This window comes from Haloferax marisrubri, assembly GCF_001469875.2.
Lineage (GTDB): Archaea > Halobacteriota > Halobacteria > Halobacteriales > Haloferacaceae > Haloferax > Haloferax marisrubri.
Window position 1 is genome coordinate 214,396 of the sequence record NZ_LOPW02000001.1, and the last position, 14,140, is coordinate 228,535.

The following is a 14,140-nucleotide window of genomic DNA, read 5'->3' on the forward strand; positions in this document are numbered from 1 at the left end:
ACGAGGGCCGCCGACAGCGGGAGGTCACGCACGCGCATCTGTCACAGTTCTGGTGGCGGACTCACATAAGTATCTTCGCCGGGTGACGGCCCCTCGACCGACCGGGACGCCCGACCCGCCGGCGCTTCGGGGACCGAGCCGAAACGTTCGGCTTCGTGCGACTCTCCGGCACGGCAGGTATTTCCGTCGGCTTCTCGATATATGAATCGATAAACATGAGCAGGCGTGCCCTCCCGGTCGCCCTCCTCGTCGTCGTCGTGCTCGCCGGTCTTCCGGCACCGACGCTCGGCGCGCAGGCGACCGCTTACATCGACGACGTCTCGGTCTCGCCGACACAGCCGACGCCCGGCGAGCGGTTCATCATCTCGACTGTCGTGCAGAACGCACAGGACAGCCCCGAGAACCTTCAGGTTACTGACGTGTACGTCCGCACCGCCAGCGGGTCGAACGACCTCGCGCGGGCGGAGGACCTCGGGACGATTCCGCCCGGGAGCGACCTCCAAATCCCGCTTTCGGTCCGACTCGCCGACGCGGGGACCTACGACCTCCGCGTGACCGTCGTCGGCCGGAGCGACGGACAGGTCCAGCGACTCCAGTACCCCGTCGTCGTCCGCGTCCGCGAGGGCGGCCCGCAGGTGACCGTCGAAGTCGGCGACGCGGTCATCGGCACGGAGACGCCCGTGCGAGTCACCGTCTCGAACGGCGAGGACGAGGTGGCGCGCAACCTCCGACTGTCGGTGAGCGCCGAGGACGCGACCGTGAGAAACGACACCCGCGTCGTCGCGCGACTCGACTCCGGGCAGGCCCAGACGTTCCGGTTCGACGTGACGCCCGACGCGACCGACTCCGAGGTGGCGGCGACGCTTCGCTACACCACCGCCGACGGCAACGCCCGGACGACGACCACCACCGCGCCGCTCGTCGCCGAGGAACTCCGAGAGAACGTCCGCCTCGGCGCCACTCTCGGCTCCGGGGCTCGCCCGTCGGTCGTCGTGGACGTGACGAACCTCGGTAACGCGCCGCTCGAAGACCTCGTCCTCTCGCTTCGCGACGGTGACTCGACCGTCGTCGGAACCCCGGTCGGCACCGTCGCCGCCGAGTCCACTCGGACCGTCCGGCTGAACGTCTCGTCGGTCGACCGCGCGACGCTCGACGTGGTCGCCGACTACGAGACCGGCGGCCGCGACGGGGCCGCGACGACGACCATCGACTACGTCGCCGCTCCCGGGCGAATCTCGCTCACCGGCGTCGACGTGGAGCGCGAAGACGGGAAGATACACATCTCCGGGAGCGCGAGCAACGTCGGCCTCAGCGACGCCCAGAGCGTCGTCGTTCGGGTCGTCCCGACCGACGGCGTCGTCCCCGAGCGTCCCTACAAGGAGTACTTCGTCGGCTCGGTGCCCGCGAGCGACTTCGCCTCGTTCGACCTCTACGCCACCGTCGACGACGGCGTCACGACCGTCCCGGTCGAAGTGACGTACCTCGCAGACGGCCGCGAACAGACCGTCGAGACGACGGTGGACGTGAGCGACCTCTCGCAACCCACAGACTCGAACGACGGTGGCGGCGGCGGCCTCGGCACCGCGCTCCTCCTCGTCGGCGGCCTCGTCGCCCTCCTCGTCGTGGTCGGCGTCGGAATCTACGCCTACAGACGACGCTGATTCGAGATGAACCACATCATCGAACTCCAACGCGTCTGGAAGCGCTACGACACCGGCGGCGAGGTCGTCGAGGCGCTCAAGGACGTTGACTTCCACGCCGACCCCGGCGAGTTCGTCGCCGTCATGGGGCCCTCGGGGAGCGGGAAGTCCACGATGCTGAACGTCCTCGGCCTCCTCGACACGCCGACTGAGGGGACCGTCTCCCTCGACGGACAGGACGTGACCGACCTCTCCGACCGGGAGATGACGGTCCACAGAAAGCGCTTTATCGGCTTCATCTTCCAGAGCTTCCACCTGATTCCGACGCTGTCGGCGCTGGAAAACGTGGAGATGCCGACGCTGTTCGGCGACGACCCGACCGCCCGCGACCGAGCGACGCATCTCCTCGAACGCGTCGGCCTCGGCGAGCGTCTCGACCACCGCCCCGACCAACTTTCCGGCGGGCAGAAACAGCGCGTCGCCATCGCGCGGGCGCTCATCAACGAGCCGCGCATCCTCCTCGCCGACGAGCCGACGGGGAACCTCGACCGGAAGACCGGCCGGAGCGTCCTCGACCTGTTCGACGAGATTCGCCGCGAGGACGACGTGGCGGTCATCGCCGTCACCCACGACCCGCAACTCGGCGACTACGCGGACCGAACGGTCGAACTCATCGACGGGAGGATACAGTGAGCGTCCTCGACGACCTCTTCCGGCGCGTCCCCGCGCTGTTGATGGCGCGTCGGAACCTCTCGCGCAACCGCATCCGCTCGGGGCTCGCCGTCCTCGGCATCATCATCGGCGTCCTCGCCATCGCGTCGCTCGGCATGTTCGGCACGACGCTCCGCACCGGCGCGACCCAGCAACTCGGCGACATCGGCAACGAGATCAGCGTCTCGCCCAACTTCCAAGAGGGAATCGAGGAACTCACCGAGCGCGACGTCGACGAGATTCGGCGCGCGGTCACCGACGGCGCGGTCGTCCCCGTCCGCTCGGAATCGAAACTCGTCTCGCGGGGTGATCGACAGACCGTCACCACGGTCTACGGCATGGAGAATCCCGGCGCGCTCTACGAGGCCGAGCAGGGCCGCGTCCCCGACCGCCTCAGACAGGGCGCGCTCGTCGGCTCCGGCACCGCCGGCCTCCTCGACGTCGAGCCCGGAAACACCATCTCCGTGGACGGCCGGACCTACCGCGTCGCGGCCGTGCTCGCCGAACAGCAGGGCATCTCGCTCGTCAGCCCGAACAACGCCGTCATCGTCCCCATCGAGGACGTGAACGGCACGGGCTACTCGCAGGTCGTCGTCAGCGCCGACTCCGGACAGGCCGCGAACGAGTCGGCGGTCGCCATCCGCGAGGCCCTCAACGAGCGCGAAGAGCGCGTCTCGGTGTTCGAACTCCAGTCCATCACGGCGGGCATCAACGAGTTCTTCGGCATCCTCAACGCCTTCCTCATCGGTATCGGCTCCATCTCGCTGGTCGTCGCCGGCGTGAGCATCCTGAACGTCATGCTCATGAGCACCATCGAGCGCCGCCAGGAAATCGGCGTCCTCCGCGCCGTCGGCGTCCAGCGCGGCGACGTGATTCGCATGATTCTCGCCGAGGCCGGCCTGCTCGGCGTCGCCGGGGGCGTCATCGGCGCGATACTCGCGGTCGGCGCGGGCGTCGCGCTCAACGCGTTCGTCCTGAACGACCCGCTTGCGACCTTCCAGGCGGCGAACCTCCTCTACATCGTCCTCGCGGTCGGGTTCGGCGTCGGCACCAGCGTCCTCTCGGGGCTGTACCCGGCGTGGAAGGCGGCCAACGAACGGCCGGTTGAGGCGCTCAGGAAGTAGTTGGGACTACGCCGACGTTTCGATTCGAAAAATGGGACTGCTGCGTTAGTTGTCGGCCGGGAACTGCTGAAGCGTCGCGGAGTTCTCGCCGGACTCAGAGGTCCAGACGATTCTAAACGTCTGGTCGCTCAGGTCGGTAGATGCCAGATCCACTCCAGTTCCGTTGTAACCGAAGATGGTCCAACTGGTTCCTGCCTGAATGACATCGTCCTCGCTAATCCCCGCGAATGCCTGTAACTCTGAAGACGTGACCGCATCTGCTGCTGCTGAACCACCATCTTTGGACACCGTGAAGTCACCCGTCGAGGTGATCGTGAGGCGGTCTTCGTCGATAGAGTTGCCAGACGCGTGAGTAATCGTTAGCGAATCGGTAACCGTAGTACCGTCAATGGTCCCAGACTGGTCCAAGTCGTTCAGGTCAAATTCGAACGAAGCCTGCGGAGCGGTCGCAGTCTGCCCACCCAGTCCGAGGACGAACGTCCCGATAACGGCCGCGAGAATCACCGTAATCGCGACCATTAGAATCACACCGATAACGGGGGACACCGCACCATCGTCTGCCAGAAGCTGTCTTAATTTCATGATTTGAATACTCCATACATACGCGGCCCGTCCGCGGAAATCCCACCCGAAGAGCGGTATGTACGAGTAGTACATAGAGAGTAGACGACATAAATCTAACCGAAGACACGACAACAAAAATCACGTTCTTCTCTAGCATACTGTCCAATTAGTCGCCAGTATGGGCTCTCGGAGTCGGAACGTCGCCGCAAAAATCGGGTCGCCGCGGGGGTTAGATGTAGTCGTGTTCGGCGAGGCGCTCGACGGCCTCGCGGAGACGCTCTTCGCTCGCGGCGTAGGAGATGCGGGCGTAGCCCGGCGCGTTGAAGGCGCTGCCGGGGACGGTCGCGACCTTCGCGTCCTGAATCGCACCTTCACACCACGCCTGGTCGTCGTCGTCCACGGGGAGCATCATGTAGAACGCGCCCTTCGGGACGGCCACGTCGACGTCGTGTTCGGCGAGGAGGTCCACGAGCATGTCGCGGCGGGCCTCGAACGCCTGGCGCATCTCCTCGACGTCGTCGTCGGTGCGCTCCGAGAGCGCCTCGACGCCGGCGTGCTGGACGAAGTTCACGGCGCAGGAGACCGAGTGCGAGTGGAGCTTGCCGGCCTGCGCGATGAGGTCCGACGGGGCGTGGAGGTAGCCGAGCCGCCAGCCGGTCATCGAGAACGCCTTCGAGAAGCCGTTGATGGTGATGGTGCGGTCTTCCATCCCGTCGAGGGAGCCCAGCGAGGTGTGCTCGAAGCCGTCGTAGACGATGCGCTCGTAAATCTCGTCGGAGATGACGGCGAAGTCGTGTTCGACCGCGAGGTCGCGGACGCCTTCGAGCGCCGCGTCGGAGAAGACGCCGCCGGTCGGGTTCGACGGCGAGTTGACGACGAGGAGCTTCGTCTCGTCGGAGACCGTCTCGGCGAGTTCGTCGAGCGCGGGTTCGAGCCTGAAGTCGTGCTGCGCGAGGTCGACGCGGCTGAGGGTGCCGCCGGCGAGTTTGACCATCGCCTCGTAGGAGACCCACGCGGGGTCGAGGAGAACGACCTCGTCGCCGTCGTCGACGAGCGTCTGGAACGTCTCGAACAGCGCCTGCTTGCCGCCGGGCGTGACGATGACCTCGTCGGCCTCGGCGTCGACGCCGTTCCCGCGGAGCTTCGCCGCGATTGCGTCCTTGAGTTCCGGGATTCCGTTCGACGAGGTGTAGCTCGTGTGTCCCGCGTCAAGCGCGTCCTTCGCCGCCTGCGTGATGTTGTCCGGGGTCGGGAAGTCCGGTGCGCCGACCGAGAGGTCGACTACGTCTTCGCCCTGCGCTTCCAGTTCGCTCGCGAGGTTCGAGATGGCGAGCGTCGCGCTCGGTTCGACGCGGCCGACTCGGTCGCTGAAATCGAAGTTCATGCCAACGCCTCCACCATATCAGTCGCAGCGTAAACCGCTTCCGCACCTTTGCTGACGCGTTCGCGCGCCTCAGCGCCGCTCATGCCGGGGCCGGAGACGCCGAACGAGACGGGTTTGTCGCGGTCCAGCGAGACCTCTGTCAGCGACTTCGCGGTCGCGTCGGCGATGACGCGGTCGTGGTCGGTGTCGCCGGTGACGATTGCGCCGATGACGACGACGGCGTCGATGTCGTCGCGGCGGGCGAGGCGGTCGGCCGCGAGGGGCGAGTCGTACGCGCCGGGGACCTGAATCGTTTCGGCCACCTCCGCGTCGCGCTCGGCGGCCGCGTCGCGGGCCGCCTCCTCCATCTGCTCCGTGACCGACGAGTTGAATCGGGCCACTACGAGTCCGAGAGAGACCATGGCCGACCCTCCCCGTCTCGGATAAAAGAACTACCGACACCGACCGAATTTGGCCTCCGGCGACGGGCAAGCACAAAAGTTGTATTGTCGGCGTCGCGATGGGTGGGCATGAGTACTGACAGTGGGGCCGAGACGGTCGCTCGGTCCCGTGCCCTCCCGGCGCTTTTCGGCGTGGCGGTCGCCGCCCTCCTCGTCCGCCTCGTCGCCCTCGGCGGCCGCATCTTCCACTGGGACGAAGGCCGCGTCGGCTACTGGATTCTGCGCTATCACGAGACCGGCGAGTTCTCCTATCGGCCCATCATCCACGGCCCGTTCCTCCCCGTCGTCAACGACTACCTCTTTGCGGTCCTCCCGGCGACCGACTTCACGGCGCGGCTCCCCGTGGCGCTCGTCGGCGGCCTGCTCCCGCTTTCGGTCTGGCTGTTCCGCGAGCACCTCCGCCGCGACGAGATGGTCGCGCTCGCGCTCTTCCTCGCGGCGAACCCGCTTTTGGTCTACTACTCGCGGTTCATGCGCAACGACGTGCTCGTGGCGGCCTTCTCGTTCGCCGCGCTCGGCTTCGTCGTCCGCGCGTACGACACCGGCCGCCTCGCGTACCTCATCCCCGCCGGTGCCTCCTTCGCGGCCGGGTCGGCCGCCAAGGAGAACTACGTCGTCTACCTCGCGTGTTTCCTCGGGGCGGCGTTTCTCGTCTTCGACCACCGACTGCTCGCCCGTACTTCGTCCGGCGAATCCGCCCGCGACATCCTCTTTTCGGAACTTCCCGCGACCATCCGCGACCGTCTCCGCGCACGCGGGGCCGGCAGTCTCGGCTACGGCGCGATTCGGTACGCCGTCGGCGTCCTCGGGGGAGTGCTCGCGTTCCTCGCCGTCTTCGTCTTCTTCTACGCGCCGCGGCCCGACCTCTGGAACGCGCTCGGTGGCTCCGCCCCGATGCTCCCGGTCCTCGAAGCCGGGACCGTCGGCGCAGTCTCCGAGATGGTCGGTAGTTGGCTCGGCGGCGGCCACCAGTCCCACGAGTATCTCCCGTACCTGAAGGACTTCCTCGAGACGTTCGTCTACGGCGCGCCGGTGCTCATCGTCTTCGCGCTCGTCGGCATCGTCGTGGACCGGTACGGCGTCGTCGCCGGGCGGGTCCGCTGGCTCGTCGCCTTCGCGACCTACTGGGGCGTCGTGAGCATCTTCGGCTACCCGCTGGCGACCGACATCCAAGCGCCGTGGGTCGTCGTCCACGCGGTCGTCCCGCTGGCGATTCCCGCCGCCGTCGGCGCGGCGTTCGTCTTCCGGTCGGGCGTGCAGGCGTTCGACGCCAAGGACACGGTCGGCGTCGGTCTCGCGGCGCTCGTGCTCGTCGCCTCGGTCGGCGGCGTCGCGGCCGTGAACGTCGATTACTGGAACGCCTCGACCGACGAGGACAAGGAAGTGCTCCAGTGGGCCCAACCCGAGAACGACCTCAAGGCCACGCTCGACGACGTGGAGCGCGTGTCGGCCGCCAACCCCGGAACCGACGTGCTCCTGTACGGCACGCACCCGCCGGACAGCGACGAGACCCACTTCTACGTCTCCAACGAGTCGAACCCCCTCGGCGGGCCGTCGTGGCACAGCCGGCTCCCGCTCCCGTGGTACTTCGAGGGCGCGGGCGTCGAACACACCAGTAGCGCGCCGGACGCGAACGTCTCCGAAGTGACCGGCGACGCCCCGCCGGTCGTCGTCGCCTACGAGTGGGACCGCGCCGAACTCGAATCCGAACTCGACGGCTACGTCGCGCGCCAGCACGCCTTCAAACTCTGGAGCGAGGACGTGGTCGTCTTCATCGACGAGGACGCGCTCGAAGCCGCGAACGAGACGCAGGTCTGACGCCGGCCGGCGGCGTTCACCCGACCTGATTCCCCTCGCGTTCGACATCGGTGAGCGCCGCGAGTGCCCGGCGCGTTCGGCGTCGGCTTTGCCCTCATTCTATCCACGCCTGTGCACATCTCGACACCGAATGTGGCAACGTTTATGCACCGACGTACTGAACCCGCGACTGTGACCGTCACCGTACCCGGACCCACGCTCGGCGTCGTCGGTGGGGGCCAGCTCGGGCGCATGCTCGGCGAGGCCGCCGCACCGCTCGGCGTCGATATCGTCGTGCTCGACCCGACACCCGACTGCCCGGCGTCGGCCGTCGCCGACCAAATCGTCGGCGACTTCGACGACCCCGAGGCGATGGCGGAACTCGCCGCGCGGGCCGACGCGCTGACGTTCGAAATCGAACTCGCCGACCCCGACCTGCTCGACGAACTGGCCGCCGAGGAGGGAATCGCGGTCCACCCCTCGCCCGACGCGCTTCGGACCATCGAGGACAAACTGGTCCAGAAGGACACCTTCGGCGAGGCGGGCATCCCGATTCCGCCGTTCCACCGCGTCGACGACGCGGCCGACCTCCGCGACGCGCTCGACGAGTTCGGCTCGGTCATGCTGAAAGCCCGGACCGGCGGCTACGACGGCCGCGGGAACGTCCCCGTGTCCGACCCCGACGAGGCCGAGGCCGCCATCGAGGCGGTCGGCGGCCCGGCGATGGCCGAGGCGTTCGTCGACTTCGAGCGCGAACTGTCTGTCATCGGCGTCCGCGGCGAGGACGAGATTCGGACCTTCCCCGTGGGCGAGAACGTCCACGAGGAGGAGATTCTCCGCGAGACCGTCGTCCCGGCGCGGACGACAGACGAAGTTCGCGAGGAGGCCGACCGGGTCGCCCGCGAGGTGCTGTCGCACCTGCCCGGCCGCGGCGTCTTCGGCATCGAACTGTTCGAGACCCCGGTGGGCGACGTGCTCGTCAACGAGGTCGCGCCGCGGCCGCACAACTCCGGCCACTGGACCATCGAAGGCGCGCTCTCCTCGCAGTTCGAACAGCACGTTCGCGCCGTCCTCGGGTGGCCGCTCGGTGCGACGACCCGACGGTCGCCCACCGTGATGGCGAACGTCCTCGGCACGGTCGACGAGAGCCGACCCGCGCGCCTCGGCGGCCTCGACGACGCGCTTGCGGAATCTGGCGTCTCGCTGCACTGGTACGGCAAAGACGAGGTTCGTCCGCTCCGCAAGATGGGCCACCTCACCGCCGTCGGCGACGACGACGCCGACCTCGAAACGCTTCTCGCACGTGCACGCGAACTCCGCGACGGACTGCACTTCGACTGACCGACGACCGACTGCGACACTACTCGACCTATGACGACAGAACGGGACCTCATCGACGAACTGCACGCACAGGCCGACGCCGACCGCGACCCCGAGACGACGCCCGACGTGGGTATCATCATGGGGTCCGACTCCGACCTCGACGTGATGTCCGGCGCGCACGAGGCGCTGGACACGCTCGGGTTCGGCGAGCAGACGGACTTCGACGCGCCGCCCGAGGAGCGGTTCACCTACGAGACGTACGTCGTCTCCGCGCACCGGACGCCGGACCTGATGTACGCCTACGGCGACACCGCGCGCGACCGCGGCGTCGAGGTAATCATCGCCGGCGCGGGCGGCAAGTCCGCGGACCTTCCGAACATGACCGCCTCCATCGCGTACCCGATTCCGGTCGTCGGCGTCCCCGTTCAGGAGAAGTCCGTCGACTCGGTCATCGGGATGCCGACGGGCGCACCCATCGTCGCGGTCGACGCCGGCAAATCGTTCAACGCGGCCCTGTCGGCCGTACAGGCGCTCTCTCGTGGCTACCCCGAACTCGAAGACCGGCTCGTCGAGTACCACGAAGACCTCGTTTCCGACGTGGCCGAGACCTCGGCCGCGCTCCACGACCTCGGGGTCGACGGCTTCCGCGAATCGCGGTAGTCCGCCGGCCGTCACCGCCGGGTCATTTTTGCGCCAGCGGGGGCCGCTTTCGGCGTCGAAACCCTGCCCGCACGGGGTTCCGGGCGTCTCTCGCGTATTTTCCAAATAGAAGCTCTCTCGCGCCCGAAACACACAAATCAATGTTTATAGGGGAGCGCTTCTAACCGCCGCACGTCAGGGAGACACGGCATGAGTGATTGGATTGCAATCGGTGCGATGGGTTTGGTCGGTGTCGGCTTACCGCTCGCGATGATGGCGGTGTCGGCGCTGCTTCGCCCAAGCGTACCGGAACAAGGAAAGAGTGCCACGTACGAGAGTGGTGAGGTGCCGACAGGCACGGCGCGCGTCCAGTTTAACATTCAGTACTACATGGTCGCGCTGCTGTTCCTCGTGTTCGACATCGAGACCGTCCTGATTTTCCCGTGGACGGTCATTTACCGCTCGGCCCTCGAACAGGGCGCGTCGCTGGCGACGGTTCTGACGCCGATGCTCGTTTTCATCGGTGTCCTCGTCGTCGGCCTCGTCTGGGCGTGGCGCAACGGCGCAGTCAAGTGGGTCAAAAGCCCGCAGGCCAGTCGTCGTAAGACAGAGAGGAAAGATGCATGAGTAGCGAACAGAAACCATTCGTCACGGACGATACACAGGTACAGACCGAGACTCGCGACGCCCGGATGGCGGGGGCGGACGACCGGTTCAACTCGAAGCTTCGGGAGGCGTTCGGCTCGTCACCGTTCATCCTCACGAAGTTCGACAAGTTCATGAACTGGGTCCGCGGGTCCTCGATGTTCATGCTGCAGTTCGGTATCGCGTGCTGCAGCATCGAGATGATGCACACCTACGCGATCAAGCACGACCTGGACCGATTCGCGGCGGGTGTGCCGCGCGCGTCGCCGCGACAGGCCGACGTGATTATCGTGCCGGGGACGATCGTTTCGAAGTTCGCCCCGCGCATGAAGCGCGTCTACGACCAGATGCCCGAGCCGAAGTTCGTCGTCGGCATGGGGTCGTGTACGATTTCCGGCGGCCCGTTCCAGGAGGGCTACAACGTTATCAAGGGCGCAGAAGAGGTCATCCCGGTGGACATCCACATCCCCGGCTGCCCGCCGCGCCCGGAGGCGCTCATCTACGGTATCGCGAAGCTCCAAGAGCGCATCGCGAACGGCGAGTCCAGTCCGGTGACGGTCAAGCCGTACGAACTGGAGCAGTTCGGCGACCTCGAACGCGACGAAATCGTCGACAAACTCGCCGCGCAGATCGACGAAGACGACCTCGTTATGCGGTACAACTGGGCTGATTCGCCATGAGTCTCGAAGAGCAACAGTCCGACGAGCCCGCTGAACTCGAATCGGGCGTCAGCCGCGGCGACGAACTCGCCGACCTGCTCGGCGACCTCGTCGTCGGCCGCGAAGAGCACATGAACGCGCCCGGCCTCGTCATCCGTCCCGACGAGGTCCAAGACGCGCTGTTCAAGCTCCGCGACGAGGCCGGCTTCGACCACCTCTCGTGTGTGACCGCACAGGAGTACGAGGACCGCTACGAGTCCATCTACCACCTGACGAAGTTCGACGACCGGACCGACGAGGTCTCGGTCGTCGTGCCTACGTCGAAGGACAACCCGGTCAGTCAGTCCGCCGAACCGGTGTTCCGGACGGCCGACTGGCACGAACGGGAGGCGTACGACCTCGTCGGCATCCAGTACGAGGACCACCCGGACCTGCGTCGCATCCTCCTGCCTGAGACGTGGCAGGGTCACCCGCTCGGGCTGGACTACGACCAGGACCGCCCGCAGATTGCGACGCTCCGCGAGCACGCGAACCCGCTCGAAGAGGACCACCGCGCCGGGGACAGCAACACGATGTACATCAACATCGGTCCCCACCACCCGGCGACCCACGGCGTGCTGCACGTCGAGACGGTCGTCGACGGCGAACAGGTCGTCGACCTCGACGCCGACATCGGCTACCTCCACCGCTGCGAGGAGCAGATGTGTCAGCAGGGGACCTACCGGCACCAGATTATGCCGTACCCCGACCGCTGGGACTACATCTCGGCCGGACTGCTGAACGAGTGGGCTTACGCCCGCACCGCGGAGGACCTCGCGGACATCGAAGTCCCCGAGTACGCGCAGATCATCCGGACGATGAGCGCGGAACTGTGCCGCATCGCGTCGCACATGATCGCGCTCGGCACGTTCGCGCTGGACGTGTACGGCGACTTCACGGCCATCTTCATGTACGCCATGCGGGACCGTGAAATCGTCCAGAACATCCTCGAAGACCTCACCGGTCAGCGCATGATGTTCAACTACTTCCGGCTCGGCGGAGTCGTCTGGGACCTCCCCGAACCCCGCGAAGAGTTCTTCGAGAAGATTCGTGACTTCCTCGACGGGCTTCCGCAGGCCCTCGAGGAGTACCACGACATGATTACCTCGAACGAGATTCTGCAGGCCCGTACGGTCGGTACGGGCGTCCTGCCGCCGGAAGTCGCAAAGAGCTACGGCGCGACCGGACCGGTCGCTCGCGGCTCCGGCATCGACTACGACCTCCGCCGCGACGACCCCTACGGCTACTACGACGAACTCGACTGGGACGTCGTCGTCGAGGACGGTTGCGACAACTTCTCGCGCCTGCTCGTGCGTATGCGCGAAGTCGAGGAGTCGGCCAAGATCATCCAGCAGTGTGTCGACCTGCTCGAAGACTGGCCCGAAGACGAGCGGAACATCCAGGCGAACGTTCCGCGCACCCTGAAGCCCGAAGAGGACACGGAAATCTACCGCGCCGTCGAAGGCGCGAAGGGCGAACTCGGCATCTACATCCGCGCCGACGGCACCGACAAGCCGGCCCGCTTCAAGATTCGGAGCCCGTGTTTCTCGAACCTGCAGACGCTCCCCGAGATGTCCGAGGGTGAGTACATCCCGGACATGATTGCCTCGCTCGGCAGTCTCGACATCGTTCTCGGAGAGGTGGACCGGTGATGAGCCTGCAAGCCGTCCTTCCGGACACGATCAGCGGCCTCCTCGGCCTCGAAGGCGTCCTCGGAGACATCGTCGGCGGACTCGTCGGCGCGTTCCTCGTCGCCAACATCATGCTCATCATGACGGCGTTCGCCGGGCCGTGGGCCAAACGGAAGATTACGGCCGCCTTCGGTGACCGTATCGCGGTCAACCGAATCGGTCCGTTCGGTCTCCTGACCATCGTCACGGACGCGGTCCGACTGCTGTCGAAGGAACTCATCGTCCCCGAGGGCGTCGACCGTCCCGCGTGGGACCTCGCGCCGATGGTCATTCCCTTCTCCGCGCTGCTCGGATTCGCCGTCATCCCGATGGGTAACGGTATCCAGCTCGCGGACCCCGAGACCGGTCTCGCGTTCGCCTTCGCCGCGGCGTCTATCGCCTCGCTGGGCATCGTCATGACCGGCTACGCATCGAACAACAAGTTCTCGCTCATCGGCGCGCTCCGCGCCGTCGCGGCGAACATCGCCTACGAGATTCCGCTCGTCATCACGGCGGCCTCGGTCGTCATCTTTGCCGGGTCGCTCCGCATGAGCGAAATCGTCGCCGTGCAGGCCGAGCCGCTTCTGACGGTCGCGGGCGTGACGCTTCCGACGTGGTTCGCGTTCGTGAACCCCTTCGCGTTCGCGCTGTTCATCATCGCGAACCTCGCGGAGGTCGGCCGCAACCCGTTCGACATCCCCGAAGCGCCGACCGAGATTGTCGCCGGGTACCAGACCGAGTACTCCTCGGTCTACTTCGTGCTCATCTACCTCGGTGAGTTCATCCACATCTTCCTCGGCGGCGCTATCGCGGCGACCCTGTTCCTCGGCGGTCCGGCGGGCCCGGTCCTGCCCGGATTCGTCTGGTTCACCATCAAAATCTGGGCGTTCTTCCTGTTCACCCAGTGGGCGCGCTCCGCGGTTCCGCGCCTTCGCGTCGATCAGTTCCTCGAAATCGGTTGGAAGGGGATGCTCGTGCTCTCCTTCGCCAACCTGGTTCTCACGGCCATCATCGTGGGGGTGATTGCATGATCGGAATCCTCAAAGGCATGGCAGTGACGCTGAAGCACGCGCTCGACGGGCAGACGTTCACGGTCGAGTACCCCGAGACCGCGCCCGAAGTGAGCCCGCGTTTCCGCGGCGTCCACAAGTTCAGCCAAGAGCGGTGTATCTGGTGCCGTCAGTGTGAGAACGTCTGTCCGAACGACACGATTCAGATCGTTCAGGACGACCAGCGCAACGGCGAGCAGTACAACCTCCACATCGGCCAGTGTATCTACTGCCGGCTGTGCGAGGAGGTCTGTCCCGTCGACGCCATCCTACTCACGCAGAACTTCGAGTTCACGGCGGACACGAAGAACGACTTCGTCTACAACAAAGAACAGCTCAAGAACGTCCCGTGGTACAAGGACATCGACCCGCTCAACTCCCGCAACCCCGACCGCAACGCGTGGATCGGCGAGGGCGAAGGAGAGGTCGACTACCAGTAACATGACTGCGAGTGAA

General features: G+C 66.3%; 14 protein-coding genes. 11 read left to right on the top strand and 3 right to left on the bottom strand.

The window, feature by feature from the left end; genetic code table 11:
• Positions 1-215 precede the first annotated feature (215 nt).
• The 3 genes from AUR65_RS01075 to AUR65_RS01085 are packed head-to-tail and all read left to right on the top strand — an operon-like array spanning position 216 to position 3,475.
• Positions 216-1,661 carry a COG1361 family protein gene (locus tag AUR65_RS01075; protein WP_058566646.1) on the top strand — a complete coding sequence of 482 codons (1,446 nt, stop codon included), beginning with the start codon at positions 216-218 and terminating at the stop codon, positions 1,659-1,661.
• A 6-nt stretch (positions 1,662-1,667) separates the two neighbouring features.
• Positions 1,668-2,333: an ABC transporter ATP-binding protein gene (locus AUR65_RS01080; RefSeq protein ID WP_058566647.1), complete on the top strand. Its 666-nt coding sequence runs from the start codon at positions 1,668-1,670 to the stop codon at positions 2,331-2,333.
• The gene (locus AUR65_RS01085; protein WP_058566648.1) at positions 2,330-3,475 is read left to right on the top strand and encodes an ABC transporter permease; all 1,146 of its coding nucleotides are present in this window, start codon (positions 2,330-2,332) and stop codon (positions 3,473-3,475) included. The genes AUR65_RS01080 and AUR65_RS01085 overlap by 4 nt, the downstream gene beginning before the upstream one ends.
• A 45-nt stretch (positions 3,476-3,520) precedes the next feature.
• Here the strand turns inward: AUR65_RS01085 and AUR65_RS01090 are convergent, their stop codons facing one another.
• From AUR65_RS01090 to ribH, 3 genes are all read right to left on the bottom strand, one after another.
• Entirely contained in the window at positions 3,521-4,057 is a 537-nt protein-coding gene (locus AUR65_RS01090) for a type IV pilin (RefSeq protein WP_058566702.1), read from the bottom strand.
• A 211-nt stretch (positions 4,058-4,268) separates the two neighbouring features.
• Positions 4,269-5,423, bottom strand: a complete 1,155-nt coding sequence (locus AUR65_RS01095) for a pyridoxal phosphate-dependent aminotransferase (RefSeq protein ID WP_058566649.1) — start codon at positions 5,421-5,423, stop codon at positions 4,269-4,271.
• A complete protein-coding gene (ribH, locus tag AUR65_RS01100) occupies positions 5,420-5,824 on the bottom strand; it encodes a 6,7-dimethyl-8-ribityllumazine synthase (RefSeq protein WP_058566650.1) in 405 nt (134 codons plus the stop codon). The genes AUR65_RS01095 and ribH overlap by 4 nt, the downstream gene beginning before the upstream one ends.
• A 108-nt stretch (positions 5,825-5,932) precedes the next feature.
• On the opposite strand from ribH, the gene AUR65_RS01105 reads away from it, so the two are divergent.
• From AUR65_RS01105 to AUR65_RS01140, 8 genes are all read left to right on the top strand, one after another.
• Positions 5,933-7,681, top strand: coding sequence for a flippase activity-associated protein Agl23 (locus tag AUR65_RS01105; protein WP_058566651.1), 1,749 nt, complete (start codon positions 5,933-5,935; stop codon positions 7,679-7,681).
• Between the two features lie 171 nt (positions 7,682-7,852).
• Positions 7,853-9,001, top strand: coding sequence for a 5-(carboxyamino)imidazole ribonucleotide synthase (locus tag AUR65_RS01110; protein WP_058566652.1), 1,149 nt, complete (start codon positions 7,853-7,855; stop codon positions 8,999-9,001).
• A gap of 30 nt (positions 9,002-9,031) precedes the next feature.
• Complete coding sequence (purE, locus tag AUR65_RS01115) at positions 9,032-9,643, top strand: 5-(carboxyamino)imidazole ribonucleotide mutase (RefSeq protein WP_058566653.1); 612 nt, start codon at positions 9,032-9,034, stop codon at positions 9,641-9,643.
• A gap of 189 nt (positions 9,644-9,832) precedes the next feature.
• Positions 9,833-10,249 (top strand): NADH-quinone oxidoreductase subunit A, encoded by a 417-nt coding sequence (locus AUR65_RS01120; RefSeq protein ID WP_058566654.1) that lies wholly within the window; start codon positions 9,833-9,835, stop codon positions 10,247-10,249.
• Positions 10,246-10,947, top strand: coding sequence for an NADH-quinone oxidoreductase subunit B (locus tag AUR65_RS01125; RefSeq protein ID WP_008321368.1), 702 nt, complete (start codon positions 10,246-10,248; stop codon positions 10,945-10,947). The genes AUR65_RS01120 and AUR65_RS01125 overlap by 4 nt, the downstream gene beginning before the upstream one ends.
• Positions 10,944-12,617, top strand: coding sequence for an NADH-quinone oxidoreductase subunit D (locus tag AUR65_RS01130; protein ID WP_058566655.1), 1,674 nt, complete (start codon positions 10,944-10,946; stop codon positions 12,615-12,617). The genes AUR65_RS01125 and AUR65_RS01130 overlap by 4 nt, the downstream gene beginning before the upstream one ends.
• Positions 12,617-13,666 (top strand): complex I subunit 1/NuoH family protein, encoded by a 1,050-nt coding sequence (locus AUR65_RS01135; protein ID WP_058566656.1) that lies wholly within the window; start codon positions 12,617-12,619, stop codon positions 13,664-13,666. Before AUR65_RS01130 ends, AUR65_RS01135 begins: the two co-directional genes overlap by 1 nt.
• Positions 13,663-14,124, top strand: coding sequence for a NuoI/complex I 23 kDa subunit family protein (locus tag AUR65_RS01140; protein WP_042666382.1), 462 nt, complete (start codon positions 13,663-13,665; stop codon positions 14,122-14,124). Before AUR65_RS01135 ends, AUR65_RS01140 begins: the two co-directional genes overlap by 4 nt.
• Positions 14,125-14,140 lie beyond the last annotated feature (16 nt).

Bases quoted from the DNA above. Each gene is read 5' to 3' on its own strand.
- AUR65_RS01090 (WP_058566702.1), bottom strand. From the start codon at position 4,057: ATGAAATTAAGACAGCTTCTGGCAGACGATGGTGCGGTGTCCCCCGTT.
- AUR65_RS01135 (WP_058566656.1), top strand. From the start codon at position 12,617: ATGAGCCTGCAAGCCGTCCTTCCGGACACGATCAGCGGCCTCCTCGGC.
- purE (WP_058566653.1), top strand. From the start codon at position 9,032: ATGACGACAGAACGGGACCTCATCGACGAACTGCACGCACAGGCCGAC.
- AUR65_RS01120 (WP_058566654.1), top strand. From the start codon at position 9,833: ATGAGTGATTGGATTGCAATCGGTGCGATGGGTTTGGTCGGTGTCGGC.
- AUR65_RS01080 (WP_058566647.1), top strand. From the start codon at position 1,668: ATGAACCACATCATCGAACTCCAACGCGTCTGGAAGCGCTACGACACC.
- AUR65_RS01125 (WP_008321368.1), top strand. From the start codon at position 10,246: ATGAGTAGCGAACAGAAACCATTCGTCACGGACGATACACAGGTACAG.
- ribH (WP_058566650.1), bottom strand. From the start codon at position 5,824: ATGGTCTCTCTCGGACTCGTAGTGGCCCGATTCAACTCGTCGGTCACG.
- AUR65_RS01095 (WP_058566649.1), bottom strand. From the start codon at position 5,423: ATGAACTTCGATTTCAGCGACCGAGTCGGCCGCGTCGAACCGAGCGCG.
- AUR65_RS01075 (WP_058566646.1), top strand. From the start codon at position 216: ATGAGCAGGCGTGCCCTCCCGGTCGCCCTCCTCGTCGTCGTCGTGCTC.
- AUR65_RS01140 (WP_042666382.1), top strand. From the start codon at position 13,663: ATGATCGGAATCCTCAAAGGCATGGCAGTGACGCTGAAGCACGCGCTC.
- AUR65_RS01105 (WP_058566651.1), top strand. From the start codon at position 5,933: ATGAGTACTGACAGTGGGGCCGAGACGGTCGCTCGGTCCCGTGCCCTC.
- AUR65_RS01130 (WP_058566655.1), top strand. From the start codon at position 10,944: ATGAGTCTCGAAGAGCAACAGTCCGACGAGCCCGCTGAACTCGAATCG.